This is a genomic window from Yersinia proxima (assembly GCF_902170785.1).
In the GTDB taxonomy this organism is placed as follows: Bacteria; Pseudomonadota; Gammaproteobacteria; order Enterobacterales; family Enterobacteriaceae; genus Yersinia; species Yersinia proxima.
Genome location: NZ_CABHYG010000011.1, coordinates 234,620 through 250,476, shown reverse-complemented (window position 1 = coordinate 250,476; position 15,857 = coordinate 234,620). Strand labels below are relative to the sequence as shown.

Genomic DNA, 15,857 nt, shown 5'->3' with positions numbered 1-15,857 from the left:
TGAGCATCGCGAGATGACGCAGCAACACAGCCACAGCCCCGCTCAGGCTTTCTGATCAGACTTTCGGCAACTCAGCCAACGGCCAGCGCGGCCGCACCGACACACTCAATTCACTATTCACACCACTTTTCAACCTGATCAACCCCGCATAGGCGATCATGGCACCATTATCGGTACAAAATTCTGGCCGGGCATAGAATACTTCGCCGCCACGTTTTTGCATCATTTCTGCCAATTTACTGCGCAAAGTGCGATTAGCGCTCACGCCGCCAGCAATCACTAAGCGTTTAAAACCGGTTTGATCTAGCGCGCGTTTCGATTTGATTGCCAGTGTATCGACCACCGCATCTTCGAATGCTCGCGCAATATCAGCACGCGTTTGGTCATCATCGCCATTAGAGCGAATCGTATTTGCCGCGAAAGTTTTCAAACCAGAAAAACTAAAATCCAGGCCGGGGCGATCAGTCATTGGGCGTGGGAAAGTGAATCGTCCAGCCGTTCCAAGTTGCGCCATACGCGACAACATTGGCCCGCCGGGATAATCCAGACCTAGCAATTTCGCTGTTTTATCAAAAGCCTCACCTGCCGCATCATCGACAGATTCGCCCAACAACAGATATTCGCCAATGCCAGTCACACTAATTAATTGCGTGTGGCCACCAGAGACAAGGAGCGCGACGAATGGAAATTCTGGTGCATTTTCTTCCAGCATTGGAGCCAATAAATGGCCTTCCATATGATGAACGGGCACGGCTGGAACACCCCAGGCAAAAGCTAATGCACGCCCTACTGTGGCACCAACCAGCAATGCGCCAACCAAGCCGGGGCCTGCGGTATACGCCACGCCATCAATATCTTTGGCGCTCAAATTAGCTTCTTTCAATGCAGCCTGAATCAATGGCACTGTTTTGCGCACATGATCTCGGGAAGCCAGTTCAGGCACAACGCCGCCATAATCAGCATGCAATTTAACCTGACTGTACAATTGGTTAGCTAACAGACCGGTTTCATCGTCATACACTGCAATTCCGGTTTCATCGCAGGACGTTTCTATACCCAAAACTCGCATTACATTTCCCATCATTCACGTGCGGCCGATAGTTTAGCATAACCGTGTCGCTCGTCATGATTTCTGATACCAAATTGAACGGAAAAACGGCATTTTGGCTATCCAACAGGATGAATGTTGTTGATAGTTGTCACATTTGAAAAGAATGTTGATAAATTCGATCAATGGCCCTGTTTAGTATATAATCAGCGGCCGTCGCACTCCTGGCACCAACTTTCTTGTAAAGAACGGGGGCGACATCACAGGGGCGTGCCTGTTTCAATTTGCTGTGGTGCTTTACAAAGCAGCATCCATTGAAGTAAAATTCCGCACCATTTTGAGAAGGCTGGCGATTGGCCAGCAGCAAACCGATTTCTATTGAGGTGAGAGGCACATGCCGGTAATTAAAGTACGTGAAAACGAGCCATTCGACGTAGCTCTTCGTCGTTTCAAACGCTCTTGCGAAAAAGCAGGTGTATTAGCTGAAGTTCGTCGTCGTGAGTTCTATGAAAAACCGACTACCGAACGTAAACGCGCTAAGGCTTCTGCTGTAAAACGTCACGCGAAGAAATTGGCTCGCGAAAACGCACGCCGCACTCGTCTGTATTAATTCTTCGGGGGTAACCCCACCGCGTAGTTTTTTATGTTCTAAGAACGCGCAGATCGAGTAGTTGCATACGAAGGCCGTGCTTTCCGAAAGGAATGCGCGGCTTGTTCTCGTTTATGGACTGACCGAATAGGGGCTTATGGCTGGACGAATTCCACGTGTATTTATCAATGACTTGCTGGCTCGCACCGACATCGTCGACCTTATCGATGCTCGGGTAAAGCTGAAGAAGCAAGGCAAAAATTATCATGCGTGCTGTCCGTTCCATCATGAGAAAACACCCTCATTCACCGTTAATGGCGAAAAGCAGTTTTACCATTGTTTTGGTTGCGGTGCGCATGGCAATGCTGTTGATTTCTTGATGAATTACGACAGGCTAGAGTTTGTTGAAAGTATCGAAGAATTAGCCACCATGCACGGGTTGGAAGTGCCTTATGAGGCAGGAACCGGCACCACTCAGTTAGAACGCCATCAACGACAAAGTCTTTATCAACTGATGGAAAGCCTGAGTGCATTCTATCAACAATCACTCAAGGGCCAAAACGCCAATCAGGCACGCGAATATCTTAAACATCGCGGTTTGAGTGAAGAAATCATCCAACATTTCGCTATCGGTTTTGCCCCCCCAGGTTGGGACAACGCCTTAAAACGTTTTGGTCGCGATGGTGAAAGCCGTACCGCACTGAACGATGCCGGGATGCTGGTGACTAATGATACAGGGCGAGTTTACGATCGTTTTCGTGAGCGCGTTATGTTCCCTATCCGCGATAAACGTGGGCGGGTTATCGCTTTTGGTGGGCGAATTCTGGGTGATGGAGTGCCGAAGTACCTCAACTCCCCAGAAACAGAAATATTTCATAAGGGCCGCCAGTTATACGGCTTGTATGAAGCGCAAGTGAGCCATCCTAACCCAACACGGCTACTCGTGGTGGAAGGTTATATGGATGTGGTAGCACTGGCGCAATTTGGTATTGATTATGCCGTTGCCTCACTGGGTACAGCGACAACTGCGGAACATATTCAATTATTATTCCGCGCAACGGATAACGTAATTTGTTGTTATGACGGCGATCGTGCAGGTAGAGATGCCGCCTGGCGTGCACTAGAAACTGCACTGCCCTATCTAAATGATGGGCGTCAGCTACGCTTTATGTTTTTGCCTGATGGTGAGGATCCAGACACTCTGGTACGTAAAGAAGGGAAAGATGCATTCGAACAACGGATGGAGGAGGCGCAGCCACTCTCAACTTTTTTGTTCGAAACATTAATGCCACAAGTGGATTTGAGCAGCCCAGATGGGCGAGCCAAGTTAAGCACGCTGGCACTCCCTTTAATCAGCCAGGTGCCCGGTGAAACCTTACGGCTTTACCTGCGCCAGCAGCTCGGCAATAAGCTAGGTCTGCTCGATGACAGCCAGCTCGATAAGCTGATGCCAAAGCAGACTGAAAATGCAAATAGCTACCAGCCGCCCCAGCTAAAACGCACAACCATGCGTATACTTATAGGGCTATTGGTACAAAATCCACAACTGGCTACACTTATCCCCTCACTACAGGGGGTCGAGCAAGCCAAGTTGGCCGGTTTACCATTATTTATTGAGTTGGTTGAGACGTGTTTAGCCCAACCAGGGCTAACAACCGGGCAGTTATTAGAACTGTATCGTGATAATAAATTCAGCCAACAACTTGAAACTCTCGCAACATGGAACCACATGATTGTTGAGGATATGGTCGAACAGACTTTTGTCGACACGCTAACCAGCCTGTATGACTCCATATTGGAGCAACGTCAGGAAACACTTATAGCGCGTGATCGTACTCATGGATTAAACGCCGAAGAACGTAAAGAGCTTTGGTCTTTGAATCTGGCGTTAGCCAGAAAAAAATGAAACACCCAACGGCTTAATTGCCGATAAATGTGGGGGCAAATCCCCACAATATGCCGTCATGGCGGGCAGCGGCGACAAAAAAAAGCCCCAAATGCTATTGTTGGCGGTTTCGCCGACCGACACCAACCCAAATACTCTGAAGTGTGGATACCGTCTTATGGAGCAAAACCCGCAGTCACAGCTGAAGCTACTTGTCACCCGTGGTAAGGAGCAAGGCTATCTGACCTATGCTGAGGTCAATGACCATCTGCCGGAAGATATCGTCGATTCCGATCAGATCGAAGACATCATCCAGATGATTAATGACATGGGCATACAGGTGCTGGAAGAAGCCCCTGATGCCGATGATTTAATGCTGGCCGAGAACACCACTGATACCGACGATGACGCGGCTGAAGCTGCTGCACAGGTGTTGTCCAGTGTTGAATCCGAAATCGGGCGTACAACCGACCCGGTGCGTATGTACATGCGCGAAATGGGTACCGTTGAGCTATTGACGCGTGAAGGCGAGATTGATATTGCCAAACGTATCGAAGACGGTATCAATCAGGTTCAGTGCTCAGTGGCTGAGTACCCTGAAGCGATTACTTACCTGTTGGAACAGTATGATCGCGTTGAAGCGGGCGAAGCCCGTCTATCTGACTTGATCACCGGCTTTGTTGATCCAAACGCCGAAGAAGATATTGCGCCTACGGCAACTCACGTTGGTTCTGAATTATCCTCTGAAGAAATGGATGATGATGACGACGAAGATGAAGACGACGAAGAAGAAGAAGACGACAACAGCATCGATCCTGAGCTGGCACGTCAGAAATTCAGCGAATTGCGTGAGCAGTACGAAAACGCACGCTTGGAAATCAAGAAAAATGGCCGTAGCCACGCCAACGCTGCTGCTGAGATTCTGAAACTTTCTGAAGTGTTCAAACAGTTCCGTCTTGTACCAAAACAGTTCGACTATCTGGTCAATAATATGCGTGCCATGATGGACCGCGTTCGTACTCAAGAACGTATCATCATGAAACTGTGTGTTGAACAGTGCAAAATGCCGAAGAAGAACTTCGTTACCCTGTTTGCCAGCAATGAAACCAGCGATACCTGGTTTGCGGCTGCAATTGCTATGGGCAAACCTTGGTCTGAAAAACTGAAAGATGTCTCGGACGATGTGCAACGCAGCTTGCAAAAACTGCGTCAGATCGAAGAAGAAACAGGTCTGACCATTGAGCAAGTGAAAGACATCAACCGTCGTATGTCTATCGGTGAAGCGAAAGCGCGTCGTGCCAAGAAAGAAATGGTTGAGGCTAACCTGCGTTTGGTTATCTCTATTGCGAAAAAATACACCAACCGTGGTTTGCAGTTCCTTGATTTAATTCAGGAAGGCAACATCGGTTTGATGAAAGCAGTAGATAAATTCGAATACCGCCGTGGTTATAAGTTCTCAACCTATGCGACCTGGTGGATTCGTCAGGCTATCACCCGCTCTATCGCGGACCAGGCACGTACCATCCGTATTCCGGTGCATATGATTGAGACCATTAACAAACTCAACCGTATTTCGCGCCAGATGCTGCAAGAGATGGGCCGTGAACCAACGCCGGAAGAGTTGGCTGAACGTATGCTGATGCCGGAAGACAAAATCCGTAAGGTATTGAAGATTGCGAAAGAGCCAATCTCAATGGAAACCCCAATCGGTGATGATGAAGATTCACATCTGGGCGATTTCATTGAAGATACCACTCTGGAGCTGCCGCTGGACTCTGCCACCTCTGAGAGCCTGCGTTCTGCCACTCACGACGTGTTAGCTGGCCTGACCGCGCGTGAAGCGAAAGTTCTGCGTATGCGTTTCGGTATTGATATGAACACTGACCACACTCTGGAAGAAGTGGGCAAACAGTTCGACGTCACCCGTGAGCGTATCCGTCAGATCGAAGCCAAGGCATTGCGTAAACTGCGTCACCCAAGCCGTTCTGAAGTGCTGCGCAGCTTCCTGGACGATTAATCGTCGGTTGCCGTGACAAGCATACAAAACCCTCGGCATGCCGGGGGTTTTCTTTTTGGCTTAAACTCTGATTCCGATACTAATATTGGCTTACTATTTTCCACTATATACTTAAAAACCCTCAAATTTGCACAGAAAACGCCCATCTGATTTATCAGCTCTAGACCGCAGGATAAAAACTACCGTATAATCAGCGTCCAAGTTTGGCCCCTTAGCTCAGTTGGTTAGAGCACGCGACTCATAATCGCTTGGTCACTGGTTCAAGTCCAGTAGGGGCCACCAAATTTTAGCTGTTAAATCAGCACATTAAGCCAACTTTCGAGTTGGCTTTTTTGTTGGCTAAAATGGCGATGGCGATAAAATGGCGATCGATATTCTGGTGATCGGTTCTTAGGGCGAAAAAAAACCTGCTTTCGCAGGCTTATTCTATATCCACAATACACCTTGATTCGTTCGACTTGGATGGGGTGGGGCTGGCTTTGTTTCCCCCGGTGACACAATGATTCTGTCTACCGTTTCGTGCGTAGCGAAAGTACAACTGCAATTTATATTCTGGCACTGGTGATAACGTTCTTTCGTTTTTTCACTCAGGTAACGGCTAGACCGAGCATGTGCAGCGGTCTTACAAAGCGGGCAATGCATCATACTCGTATCCCCTCCTCTCTCTGCTTATGCAAGTATGATAACACTAGAAATGCTTAACAATTAGCTTTATGTGAACTAATTAATCAATAAATCACTTATTGTGAATTTACTCAGCCTCATATGTCACATCCGACAACAACACTTCGAGTGACAATTGTGTGGTGTAGCCGCTGTTGCTCAAGCTGTGCGATACCTTGCTGATTATCCAGCTTTGCTGGTCTATCACGGATTTAAAGCCATTGACCGCAACCGGTGTTTCAGGGAATAAATCAGCGCGCCCCATAGCAAGGGTGATACTGAATTCAGCCACACCGCGCTGTAACTTCTCCCATTTAGACTGTGCGGCGCGCATGGCGGCTTTTTGCGTGGCGTAAACCGTGGTGATAGTAAAAACGTTATCCTCAGACCCCACCAGATAATCCCCTTGCTTTTCCTCCACTGGCTTTTTTACTGTCGCTGCTTTGGTGCGGGTCGGTTTGGCTTTGGGGTGTTCCAGCGCGCGGAGTTGTTTAAACTTGGGCTTACGCTGCAACTTAACCTTTTTCGGCTTGGCCGGTTTAGGGTCTTTAGTGTGCAACCAACTGGCACTCACACCGGTATACGCGCCCCGGTCAGCAATACTAAAGCTGTGCTGGTCGCCATCTTGCCGGGTGATCGTCATTTGCGGAATAGGTTTACCACTGGCCGTCACACCGCTGCCCGGCTTGATAAATAACAATCGCCCAGCTTTGACGGCGGCCACTGCACCATTGAGCGAGGCTAACCGGGTGATAAACTTGGCGTCTGTTTCTTGGGTCTGGTCGATATGGGAAATAGCGATATCCGCCAGCCCCTCGGCCAGCATGGCTTTCAGGTTATTGCGCTCGGCCACCTGCGCCACCACTTTCCCCAGTGTGGTTTCATGATAAGAGACTTCTCGGCGCGTATTGAGCGAACCGCGAAAATCAGCACTGCGCGCGCGAATAATCAGCGTATCCGGCGCGCCATGATGCTCGACTTCATCCACGGTAAAATCGCCTTTACCAATTAAGGCCGAGCCTTTCCAGCCCAAGAACACCGACAGCACCGCGCCCCGTTCCGGCATGGCAAGCTGCCCGTCGGCATCATCCAGTTCCACATCGAGCTGGTCAGCCTCAAAACCTCGGTTATCGGTCAGGCTCAGGGATAGCAGCCGGTCACGAATATTCTGCGTGATATCTTTTTGATTAATATTCAGCATAAAGTCCGGGGCCATATCCGCACCCGCCGGTAGTGCCATGCCAGTCATCATGAGAAGAATCCCCCGATAGTCGCCTGCGCCTTGCCGGTCATTTCCGTCGCCTTACCCAGTAACTCGTCAGCTTGTTGTTGCAGGTCGCCGAACATGGCCGTTAACGACTCATCCACCCGCAACAGGTTGAGGGTGAACTCAATACGACGGGCGCTACCGTCTTCAAAAAACAACGCGCCGGTCTGGCTCAGGCTCTCAATCACAAACATGCCGTAAATCATGCCACTGCCCTCAACCAGCGGCCAAGCCTTGCCTTGGTCAGCCATGGCCTCAAGGGTCAGCAATGACAGGCGGCCACCGGTTAGCTCCGGCAATAGCACCCCAGACAAGGTGATTTTTTCACTGTCGACGCCAAGAAATTGCGCGGACGGGCGCAAACCCACGCGGCTGTTAGTCGGCCAACGGTAATCAATGTTACGGGCCATGGTTTGATAGGGTGTGGTCTGGCGCATAAACACAAATAAACCCAGTGATAACATCATGATTAATCATTCTCCATCTGGCCGCGCTGACGGGCGCGCTTATCGCGTTCGTTCTTGGCAAGCGCATCAACCATCATTCGCTCGGCATCCTGTCGGCTCATACCCGGCGGAATAGTCACCTTGATATCGTTGGTGGTGACACTACTGTCAACGATAGTGGTGCCAGTATTGGCAGTCACCGGCTGATAACCGCCATATAACACGCCGCCACTGGGTGAGTATCCGCCCGCGTAAGGGTTATCTTTCGGGACGTTATCGGCCAGCCCGGTAGATTTGCTGTCAATAACGCCGAGCTTTTCCAGCACCCAGTCAATACCACTGCGCAGGGTGTTCAGCGCATCCATGGGCAGACTGAGCGCCGCCGCCAGCCCCTCACCAAATAACTTGCCCGCATTGGTCGCCACGTCTAAGGTTTCCTGCGTGGCTTTCACCGGTTTAATCAGGTCAGCGAACCAGTTTGAAAGCTGTTTCACCTTGTCACTAAACCAGTTAAACACCGGCTTTAGCGGCTCAAAGGCGGCACTGATTGGCCCCATGGCAGCAGTAAAGCCCTCGGCGACGCCAGCAATAAAGGCGCTGATAGGCTCCCAGTATTTCCGGATAAGCAGGCCACCGGCCACAATGGCTGCCACCACGGCCACTATCGGCCATGTTAGTGCCGTGAGCGCAGCGGCAATGGTTCCGGCCATCAGGGAAAAACCGGTACTCAACAGACTGGCCCCGGCCAATAGCAGGTTAAACCCGGCCATGACCGGCCATGCCATCAGCCCCAGCGCACCCAACCCGGCGACCAGTGCCAGCGCTCCGCCGGTCACTTTGGTAATAGTGGCGACCAGCTCCGGGTTTTTCTTGGCCCACACCGCGACATTGACCAGCCAGTCTGTCGCGGTCACGGTCAGTTGGCGCAGTGCAGAGTCCTGTTTCTCAAACACTTCAATCTCTAAGTCTTCCCATGCCGAACTCAGGTTTTTCAGGTCGCCGTCGAGGTTGTCCATTCTGACCGTGGCGATAGATTGCGCGGTGCCATCAGCATTTTTTAGCTTACTTTGCTTCTCCGCCAGCTTGCCGTTACCGGCTGCGGCCACCAGTTTCACCGCGCCTTTCATCGCTTCATCACCAAAGATCACTTTCAGGTATTCGGCTTGCTGTGCGGTGCCTAACTTGTTCTTTTTAAACGAGCGGTCAATATCTTTGAGGATTTTCTCCACCGGCAACATATTGCCTTTGCCGTCGCGGGTGGTTATCCCCAGTTCGCGCAAGGCTTCCGGTGCTTTGCCGATAGGAGCCTGTAAGCGGCTAAATACCGCACTGGTACTGGTACCGGCCATACTGCCTTTTATGCCGTTATCGGCCAGAACACCGAGTAGCGCGGTAGTGTCTTCGATGCTGGCCCCGGCGGCCTCGGCAATCGGGGCGACATATTTCATCGCCTCGCCCAGCTCTAACAGGTTGGTGTTTGAACTGGTGAAGCCTTTCGCCATCACGTCCGACACGCGTTGAATCTGGTCTAATGGCAGGTTAAACGCCGATTGCATGTTAGTGACAATATCGGCCGCCTCGGCAATATCCACACCGGATGCCAGCGACAGGTTAACCGTCGGTTCAGTGGCGGCCAGAATGGCGTCAGCGTCATAGCCTGAGCGGGCCAGCGTGTCTTGGGTTCGTGCCACATCGGTTGGAGAAAAGGCGGTTGAGCCGCCAATGTCACGCGCCTGCTGACGAATGGCGGCCAGCTTGGTGTCGTTTTTATCCAGCCCCAAAATCGCCTGAGTGCCGGACATCTGGCTGTCGAACTCGATACCCGGCGCAATCAGTTTCGCCGCGCCGTACAGCCCGGCGGTGGCTATGCCCAGACTGGCCGCGCTGGTATTACGCACCGCACTGGTGGCGGCTTTGCCTTTCTGGTAACGGTTGCTAATACGGTTGAGCTGTTCCTGTTTCATACTCAGGCGTTGCAGCTCTTGCCGTTGGCGACTCAGGGCGACAGTCGCCTCGGCGGCACTGCTGCGTAACCGGCGCTGTTCACTGCTCAGGTTTTTGGTCGCTATGCCGTCAGCGTTGAGCGCATCGCGCTGGCGCTGTACCGATGTACGCAACCCGTTGTACTTGGTTTGCAGTTCAGCCGCTGCGCGCTTGGCTCCCTCCATCAGCCGGGCTTGTTGGGCGGTGGGTTTCTCAGTGTTTTTAAACGCAATCGCCAGCGCCGCCGCGTCTTCTTTGGCTTTTTTTAATGCCTGCCCGGTGACCGCCAGTTGGGCGCTGGCCTTGCGGAAACCGTCAATTTTCGCCGCCTGCGCATCAAGGGATTTGATGCTGCTTTGCGTATTGCGAATGTCGCCAGTGAGAGATTTACTGGCGGTTTGAATGGCTTTAAACGGGCGGGTAGCTTGGTCTACGGCTTTGAGCAATACCTGTAACTGTAAGCTCTTACTCATGGTTTACGGCTCCACTTCGTAGCAGGGCTTTATGACGCCAGCGCACCAGCTCGGTGAGGCTCAACCCCCAAAGCTCCGACGGCGGCCAGTGAAAAATGGCGGCAATATCCGCCATCAGGTCATCCACTTCCAGTTTCGGGTCGAGCGTTACACCCCCCGTTTCGGTGATAAAAAACCAACCACCTTACCGGCCAGCGCCACTAAATCGGGTAACTCCAGACGGTTGCATTCTGCGGCGGTCAGTGTCGGTGAGGTGATACGGGGCAACACAATAATCAGCGCATCGACATCAGCATTGGCTACATCAAGCAGCCTCACCCCGCGCAACGACCCAGCATTGGGGCGGTAAACTTCAATTTCAGTAATCAGGCTATCGCCGCGTTTTAATGGGGTATCCAGTACCACCACATTCTCGTTAATCTCGGCGACAGGTTCAGTTTTAGCAGTCACTTTTTTCATGGTTTTTTCCAGTTCAGTCAGGGAGGGCCAGCGGATTAACACTGGCCGTCAGGGGTTAGCGGCCAATGGCCTTGCGTTGGGCTTCCAGCAGGTCTACGCCGTTAACCATTTCAATCAGGTTAACCACGTCAATCTCCATCACTACCTTGCCGTCAATGGTCAGCTTGTAATAAGTACACTGGGTGGATACCTTGGTTTCGGTGTCTTCCCCTTGTTTGGATTCGCCGCCATCAATCTCTTTATGACGGCCACGGATTTCGACCTCTACCGCCGTCACTTCGCCAGTGTCGTCACGCTGATAAGCCCCGGCAAAACGCAGCGGAACCGCGTCAACTTTTGGGGTTCCCCATTGCTGCAACACCAGCTCGTCGAGGCCGCCCATCGACCACTCCATGGATAGCGCATCGTCATCCAGCCCCAAATCAATCGGCGCGACGCCATTCATCCCACCGCCCCGGTAGTTCTCCAGCTTGCGGGTGAGTTTCGGCAGGGTGATTGAGGACACGATCCCCATATAATCCCGACCATCGTTAAACAGGTTCATCAATTTCAGCTTACGTGGCAGTGCCATAAGTCAGGTTTCCTTAGCTGTTGACGGCAGCGGCAAAGTTCACCAGATATTTATCGGTGATACGCTGGCGCAGGGTTAAATCTTCCAGTGGTGGCACTGGGGTGTAGTCGTAATCGATAAACAGCTTGCCCGCTTTCAGGGTGTTTTTATCGTTGGCGCTGTCGTCATACCAGCAACTGCCGTCAATAATCAGCCCGGCGGATTTCATTTCGCGGAATTTAGCATTGATGCTGCCAATCATGTCTTTAACCAGCGTCGGGTGCATCGGGCGGTCTATGGCCCACAACTGCGCCTCGGCCATGGTGTCAGCCAGAATTTGTGCGGTGCGGGTGTAGTTTTCAAAGGCGAATAGCGGGTCGTCAGAACAGGTGCGCGAACCCCAAAACTTGAAGCCATCTTTGCGTACAAGGGTGGTTACACAGGCTTTATTGAGCAGGTCGGCGTCAGTGCCGACGGTCTGTAAATCCCAGTAGACGCTGGCAGATATACCGGTCACGCCATTCACCCCGACGTTAGACAGGGTTTTATGCCATCCCGTCTCTTGGTCAATCTTGGCGCGCAGACCCAGCGCGCGGGCAGTGGCATAAGCAATATCGGTGCTGTTGGCGGTGGTGTTCCAGCTCAGGAAGTCCGGCCAAATCAGCATCAACTCACGCTGGCTGAAATTGTCACGGTACAAAATGGCTTCGGAAAGGGTCTTGCAACCGTAGGCGCTGATATAGCCAAAGGCGCGCAACTGCTGGCAGATACTCGCCAGTGCGGTAGACACCTGCTGATTATCCAGCCCCGGCACACCCAAAATACGCGGGCGCACACCGGTGACAGACTGCGCATCTAACAGCGCTTTCATGCCGGTGTAGCGGCCGTTCTCGTCAGCGCCGCCGATAATATTGGAGGTAGTTTCAGCCTCATCTTTACCGGTAGCCACCCGCACCACAATGGTGACAGGGCGGGCCTGTTCCGCAATCGCCAGCAATGACGCGGCCAGCGTGCCTTTTTTTCCGGCTTTGCCAGCGGCGGCCAGCACATTGGTAATCAGTACCGGGGTATTGAGGGGAAATGCTGCCGCGTCTGCATCATCGCTGGTGCAGACCATACCGACAATGGCGGTTGAAATAGTGGAAATGACACGCGTCCCCTCGTTGATTTCGAGAACGCGGACGCCGTGATGATAATCACCCATGGGGTAACTCTCCGTTGGTTAAGGGTGAGAGTATGGTGACGGGTTACAGTGCGCGGGGCGATTGATAGGGGATGTGTGAGGGATGGCACAATGAAAAGCCCCGATTGCGGGGCTAATATAAAATATCAGGCTGACAGCGGCGGCCAGACTGGGACACGATAGCCCTGATTAACGGCTTCCACTAACAGCCATTGCGGCAGCTCGGGTAGTTCAATCAGCGGCCAGTTCTCTACTGTCGGCCATGCACGATAGAGCGCGCGCGTGGCGGTTAACTCGGTGCGTTGTGCCTTGGTCAGTGGGGCGTCATCAATCGAGTAATCGCTGACCATCATGGGGTCAGTCGCCATAATAAAATCATCACGGTGAGAGCGAGCTTTTGCGGCAAGTTCATCGGCGGTTAATGGTTGTTGTGGGGAAACATCTACCCAGGCAGGCATTCCATCAACAGAACCGCGCACCTTCCCCGTTGGCGGTTCCCCTGTGTAAAGTGCAAATATATCCTCATCAACATCTACACCAGACTCGGGCCACATTCCTGCTTGTTTATAATCTTCCATGCTTGAGTAAGGGAAAAATAGATTTTTAATATCACTGAATAAATATTTCATTTTATTTTCCTATGGCGATGTAATCAGTACCCACATTGCTAATTGTGTTTGAGTTTAAGACCCACACGGCAAATGAAAAGTTTGTCCTACCGTCACCCAACGGCCCCATATTGGCTGAATAACGCGTAGCCGGTGGGTTTGCAGAACTCACTGGCAATAAAGCCAATGTAAATCCGGTTATAAATGGAATAGGGAAATTTATCAGTGCATAACCTGCATCAGAGCTGTTCGCCCGCCCGCGCTGAATAATGGTGCCATCAGGATATTTCACCCAGCCATTGCCAGAAGTAAATGAATTCATATCGGGTATTTGTCCTGCGCCCGTTCCGACATCTTTTACCGCCACCGTTCCACAGCCGAGATTAATTCTTGAGTTAGTCTTGGCTACTTCCCCTTTGTTTTTAATTTCGATTAAGTCATTAACCACGCGGAGCGTATCGTTAAAGAGTGCAACGCCCCCGGCGACACCAGAATTTAATTTAGCTGCACTGCCCAACCCCAAAGCGTCAATAGCAGCCTGAATAAAAGCGGTGTTCGCCAACTGTTGGGTATTATTTCCCGCAGCCGGTGTAGGCGCGGTTGGTTTACCCGTCAGTGCGGGACTGGCAAGCGGTGCGTATTGCGAATGGGGATTAGTCCCGGCCAGATGTTTAACCATCAGGTCATCTGCATAGGTTTTAACCTCAATCACCCCATCATCCACGTATTTACGCGTCGCCAATACCACCGACGGGTCGATTTTCAACGTAACCGCCGCCGTGCTGCTGACAATCAAAATCACCCGAATGGTTTGGGTGCGGCCGCTGCCCTCTTGCAGTTGCGGTTTATAGGTTTCGGCACAGTTGGCAATGGCAATCAAATCACCGTCTTTATCCAACAAGCCAATTTCTCGAATCCACCACCCGCCCTCGGTTTCAGGGATAACCTGTTCCGCAATAATCTGGCTCGTGTTTACTGGGTCAACGGTCAGCATATTAAGAGCCGCCCGGCGTTGCTCATTCACCAGTTGGGTTTGTGCCGGGTTAGGGGTTGGCAGGGTTCCGCCGCCATCCCCGACGGCCATTTGAGTTATCTCTAAGCGGGTGCCGAGTGCGGTGGCGTTCGCCAGCTTGGCCGCGCCAATATTAGTCAGTAAAGCAAAGAATCTCGCTGTCATGGGTTCACTCTCAGGTCATCAATAATATGGACGGCGGCGCTGGCGTAATCCTCGCCGCTCACGGTTATGGTTTCAGGTAAATACGGGTACACGGTCAGCTCGTCACCGCTGTAACTGCCAGCAGCCACATACAGCGGGCCGCTGCTGTCGAGGTTGATAGACAAGCCGATTAAATGGCGACTGCACGGCTTTGCATCATCTATTAGCCGCTCAAGCTCTTGATACATTTCTTCGGTAATGCCGGTTTCCAATACGCCGACATCGAGGCGAAAGGTGCCGGGTGCCTCACCGCTCTTCCACCACTCGCGCACATTGATGAGATAGCCCAATGGCTCAACGATCCGACGAATTGCGCCTATGGTGCCTTTGTGTTTGTGGACATACTGCGAGGACTTCACCACTGCCCGCTTGGTGGTTTCCGGCCATTTCTCATCCCAGCGATCCACTGACCACGCCCACGCCAAATAAGGCAATAATTCAAGCGGGCAGGTGTCGGCGTTCCACAGCTGGCGAATCGGAACCGGGGTATTCTCCAGTTCGGCACAGGCGCGCGCGGCGGCCACTTCCAGCACCGAGGAACCGACAGGCAATAAACGGTCAGTCATCCGTCCCTCCGACAGTGATGGTGCTGCCGGTGCAATACGCGGCTTGGGTTTTATCCAGCACCACGTCGGCCAATGGGGCATTAATCACCACCCGCTGGACACCCTCAACATGCAGCGCGGCATAAAGTGCCGACAGGCGAATATCGCGACCAAGGCGGCGCTGTGCGGTGACAAAGGCGGTCAGTTTTTTCTCGGCCGCCACGCGTACCGGCTCCGCTTCCGGCCCCGGATGCAGGTAGAGCACCGCGTCAATCTCATAATTTTCAATGCGGGCCGATTGCACCGTCACCCGGTCAGCCACCGGCCGCGTATTCTCATCATTCAGCGCGGTTTCAACCACAGCCAACAGCTCGGCCGAGGCTTCACCGTTACCCTCGCGCGATAACACCGTGACCGTGACACAGGCGGGTGTCGGGCTGATTGCCGAGGCATCGGCCACCCGGCCGTCAGCACTTTTTGCATGGTATTCATAGGCTCCGGTCGGCCCGGCGACACTCAAGCCCTCGAAAGCCTGTGGAATTCTCACCCGGAAATCACTGTCAGATTCCATCACCGCCTCAATCGGCGGAATGGCCGTGGGGTCTGCCGGGGTAATCACCAGCCGCGCAACGTTGTTATTCGCGCCGAGCTGGTCTAAATCGCTGCCGACGGCATAAGCCACCATCACCGCGCGGGCCGCATCATTGACACGCTGGCGTAATATCACCTCGCGGTAAGTGTTTTCCTGCAATAGCTTGACCAGCGGCTCCGATTCCAGCGAAAGGGTGCGGGCCACGGCGGCGCGCTGTTCTTCTGGATACAGAGAAATCAGCGTGGCTTTGCGCTCGGCCAGTAAGGTTTCATAATCCAGTTCTTCCACCACAAACGGCGGCGGTAACAGGCTCAGGTCAATGGTTGCCATAGG

Annotated in this window: 16 protein-coding genes and 1 tRNA gene; 4 read left to right on the top strand and 13 right to left on the bottom strand. The window is 52.4% G+C overall.

The genetic code is table 11. The features are described 5' to 3' along the window. Window positions 1–55: 55 nt before the first annotated feature. Complete coding sequence (tsaD, locus tag FTB31_RS10065; protein ID WP_050077069.1) at window positions 56–1,069, bottom strand: tRNA (adenosine(37)-N6)-threonylcarbamoyltransferase complex transferase subunit TsaD; 1,014 nt, start codon at window positions 1,067–1,069, stop codon at window positions 56–58. A 373-nt stretch (window positions 1,070–1,442) separates the two neighbouring features. Between tsaD and rpsU the strand changes: the two genes are divergently transcribed. The 4 genes from rpsU (at window position 1,443) to FTB31_RS10045 (ending at window position 5,821) form a co-directional block, all read left to right on the top strand. Then, a complete protein-coding gene (gene rpsU / locus FTB31_RS10060) occupies window positions 1,443–1,658 on the top strand; it encodes a 30S ribosomal protein S21 (protein ID WP_001144069.1) in 216 nt (71 codons plus the stop codon). A 136-nt stretch (window positions 1,659–1,794) separates the two neighbouring features. Next, a complete protein-coding gene (dnaG, locus tag FTB31_RS10055) occupies window positions 1,795–3,543 on the top strand; it encodes a DNA primase (RefSeq protein ID WP_077175198.1) in 1,749 nt (582 codons plus the stop codon). Between the two features lie 157 nt (window positions 3,544–3,700). After that, window positions 3,701–5,539, top strand: coding sequence for an RNA polymerase sigma factor RpoD (rpoD, locus tag FTB31_RS10050; protein WP_050077250.1), 1,839 nt, complete (start codon window positions 3,701–3,703; stop codon window positions 5,537–5,539). 205 nt (window positions 5,540–5,744) lie between these two features. Continuing rightward, window positions 5,745–5,821 (top strand) — tRNA-Ile (locus tag FTB31_RS10045). A 144-nt stretch (window positions 5,822–5,965) separates the two neighbouring features. On the opposite strand, the gene FTB31_RS10040 is transcribed toward FTB31_RS10045, so the two are convergent. The 12 genes from FTB31_RS10040 to FTB31_RS09985 all read right to left on the bottom strand — a co-directional run bounded on the left by FTB31_RS10040 (window position 5,966) and on the right by FTB31_RS09985 (window position 15,854). After that, window positions 5,966–6,184 carry a DNA-binding transcriptional regulator gene (locus FTB31_RS10040; RefSeq protein ID WP_072076720.1) on the bottom strand — a complete coding sequence of 73 codons (219 nt, stop codon included), beginning with the start codon at window positions 6,182–6,184 and terminating at the stop codon, window positions 5,966–5,968. 106 nt (window positions 6,185–6,290) lie between these two features. Continuing rightward, on the bottom strand, window positions 6,291–7,454 hold the full coding sequence (locus FTB31_RS10035; RefSeq protein ID WP_227731336.1) for a phage late control D family protein: 1,164 nt from the start codon (window positions 7,452–7,454) through the stop codon (window positions 6,291–6,293). Then, a complete protein-coding gene (locus tag FTB31_RS10030; protein WP_227731335.1) occupies window positions 7,451–7,936 on the bottom strand; it encodes a phage tail protein in 486 nt (161 codons plus the stop codon). The genes FTB31_RS10035 and FTB31_RS10030 overlap by 4 nt, the downstream gene beginning before the upstream one ends. A 2-nt stretch (window positions 7,937–7,938) precedes the next feature. Then, entirely contained in the window at window positions 7,939–10,371 is a 2,433-nt protein-coding gene (locus FTB31_RS10025) for a phage tail tape measure protein (RefSeq protein ID WP_227731334.1), read from the bottom strand. Continuing rightward, window positions 10,364–10,486: a GpE family phage tail protein gene (locus FTB31_RS10020; protein WP_050115637.1), complete on the bottom strand. Its 123-nt coding sequence runs from the start codon at window positions 10,484–10,486 to the stop codon at window positions 10,364–10,366. Before FTB31_RS10020 ends, FTB31_RS10025 begins: the two co-directional genes overlap by 8 nt. A 32-nt stretch (window positions 10,487–10,518) precedes the next feature. Beyond that, on the bottom strand, window positions 10,519–10,830 hold the full coding sequence (locus tag FTB31_RS10015; RefSeq protein WP_050115638.1) for a phage tail assembly protein: 312 nt from the start codon (window positions 10,828–10,830) through the stop codon (window positions 10,519–10,521). 55 nt (window positions 10,831–10,885) lie between these two features. Then, window positions 10,886–11,401, bottom strand: a complete 516-nt coding sequence (locus FTB31_RS10010) for a phage major tail tube protein (RefSeq protein ID WP_050107464.1) — start codon at window positions 11,399–11,401, stop codon at window positions 10,886–10,888. A gap of 13 nt (window positions 11,402–11,414) precedes the next feature. Next, a complete protein-coding gene (locus tag FTB31_RS10005) occupies window positions 11,415–12,584 on the bottom strand; it encodes a phage tail sheath protein (protein WP_227731333.1) in 1,170 nt (389 codons plus the stop codon). A gap of 125 nt (window positions 12,585–12,709) precedes the next feature. Further along, the gene (locus FTB31_RS10000) at window positions 12,710–13,192 is read right to left on the bottom strand and encodes a tail fiber assembly protein (protein WP_227731332.1); all 483 of its coding nucleotides are present in this window, start codon (window positions 13,190–13,192) and stop codon (window positions 12,710–12,712) included. Between the two features lies 1 nt (window position 13,193). Continuing rightward, window positions 13,194–14,348, bottom strand: coding sequence for a phage tail protein (locus FTB31_RS09995; RefSeq protein WP_227731331.1), 1,155 nt, complete (start codon window positions 14,346–14,348; stop codon window positions 13,194–13,196). Then, window positions 14,345–14,953: a phage tail protein I gene (locus tag FTB31_RS09990; RefSeq protein WP_227731330.1), complete on the bottom strand. Its 609-nt coding sequence runs from the start codon at window positions 14,951–14,953 to the stop codon at window positions 14,345–14,347. Before FTB31_RS09990 ends, FTB31_RS09995 begins: the two co-directional genes overlap by 4 nt. Beyond that, the gene (locus FTB31_RS09985) at window positions 14,946–15,854 is read right to left on the bottom strand and encodes a baseplate assembly protein (protein ID WP_227731329.1); all 909 of its coding nucleotides are present in this window, start codon (window positions 15,852–15,854) and stop codon (window positions 14,946–14,948) included. The genes FTB31_RS09990 and FTB31_RS09985 overlap by 8 nt, the downstream gene beginning before the upstream one ends. Between the last annotated feature and the right edge of the window lie 3 nt (window positions 15,855–15,857).

Excerpts from the sequence above, each read along its gene's own strand:
- FTB31_RS09995 (WP_227731331.1), bottom strand. The coding sequence starts at position 14,348 with ATGACAGCGAGATTCTTTGCTTTACTGACTAATATTGGCGCGGCCAAG.
- rpsU (WP_001144069.1), top strand. The coding sequence starts at position 1,443 with ATGCCGGTAATTAAAGTACGTGAAAACGAGCCATTCGACGTAGCTCTT.
- FTB31_RS09990 (WP_227731330.1), bottom strand. The coding sequence starts at position 14,953 with ATGACTGACCGTTTATTGCCTGTCGGTTCCTCGGTGCTGGAAGTGGCC.
- FTB31_RS10040 (WP_072076720.1), bottom strand. The coding sequence starts at position 6,184 with ATGATGCATTGCCCGCTTTGTAAGACCGCTGCACATGCTCGGTCTAGC.
- FTB31_RS10020 (WP_050115637.1), bottom strand. The coding sequence starts at position 10,486 with ATGGCGGATATTGCCGCCATTTTTCACTGGCCGCCGTCGGAGCTTTGG.
- FTB31_RS10015 (WP_050115638.1), bottom strand. The coding sequence starts at position 10,830 with ATGAAAAAAGTGACTGCTAAAACTGAACCTGTCGCCGAGATTAACGAG.
- FTB31_RS10010 (WP_050107464.1), bottom strand. The coding sequence starts at position 11,401 with ATGGCACTGCCACGTAAGCTGAAATTGATGAACCTGTTTAACGATGGT.
- FTB31_RS09985 (WP_227731329.1), bottom strand. The coding sequence starts at position 15,854 with ATGGCAACCATTGACCTGAGCCTGTTACCGCCGCCGTTTGTGGTGGAA.
- FTB31_RS10005 (WP_227731333.1), bottom strand. The coding sequence starts at position 12,584 with ATGGGTGATTATCATCACGGCGTCCGCGTTCTCGAAATCAACGAGGGG.
- rpoD (WP_050077250.1), top strand. The coding sequence starts at position 3,701 with ATGGAGCAAAACCCGCAGTCACAGCTGAAGCTACTTGTCACCCGTGGT.
- dnaG (WP_077175198.1), top strand. The coding sequence starts at position 1,795 with ATGGCTGGACGAATTCCACGTGTATTTATCAATGACTTGCTGGCTCGC.
- FTB31_RS10025 (WP_227731334.1), bottom strand. The coding sequence starts at position 10,371 with ATGAGTAAGAGCTTACAGTTACAGGTATTGCTCAAAGCCGTAGACCAA.
- tsaD (WP_050077069.1), bottom strand. The coding sequence starts at position 1,069 with ATGCGAGTTTTGGGTATAGAAACGTCCTGCGATGAAACCGGAATTGCA.
- FTB31_RS10035 (WP_227731336.1), bottom strand. The coding sequence starts at position 7,454 with ATGATGACTGGCATGGCACTACCGGCGGGTGCGGATATGGCCCCGGAC.
- FTB31_RS10000 (WP_227731332.1), bottom strand. The coding sequence starts at position 13,192 with ATGAAATATTTATTCAGTGATATTAAAAATCTATTTTTCCCTTACTCA.
- FTB31_RS10030 (WP_227731335.1), bottom strand. The coding sequence starts at position 7,936 with ATGATGTTATCACTGGGTTTATTTGTGTTTATGCGCCAGACCACACCC.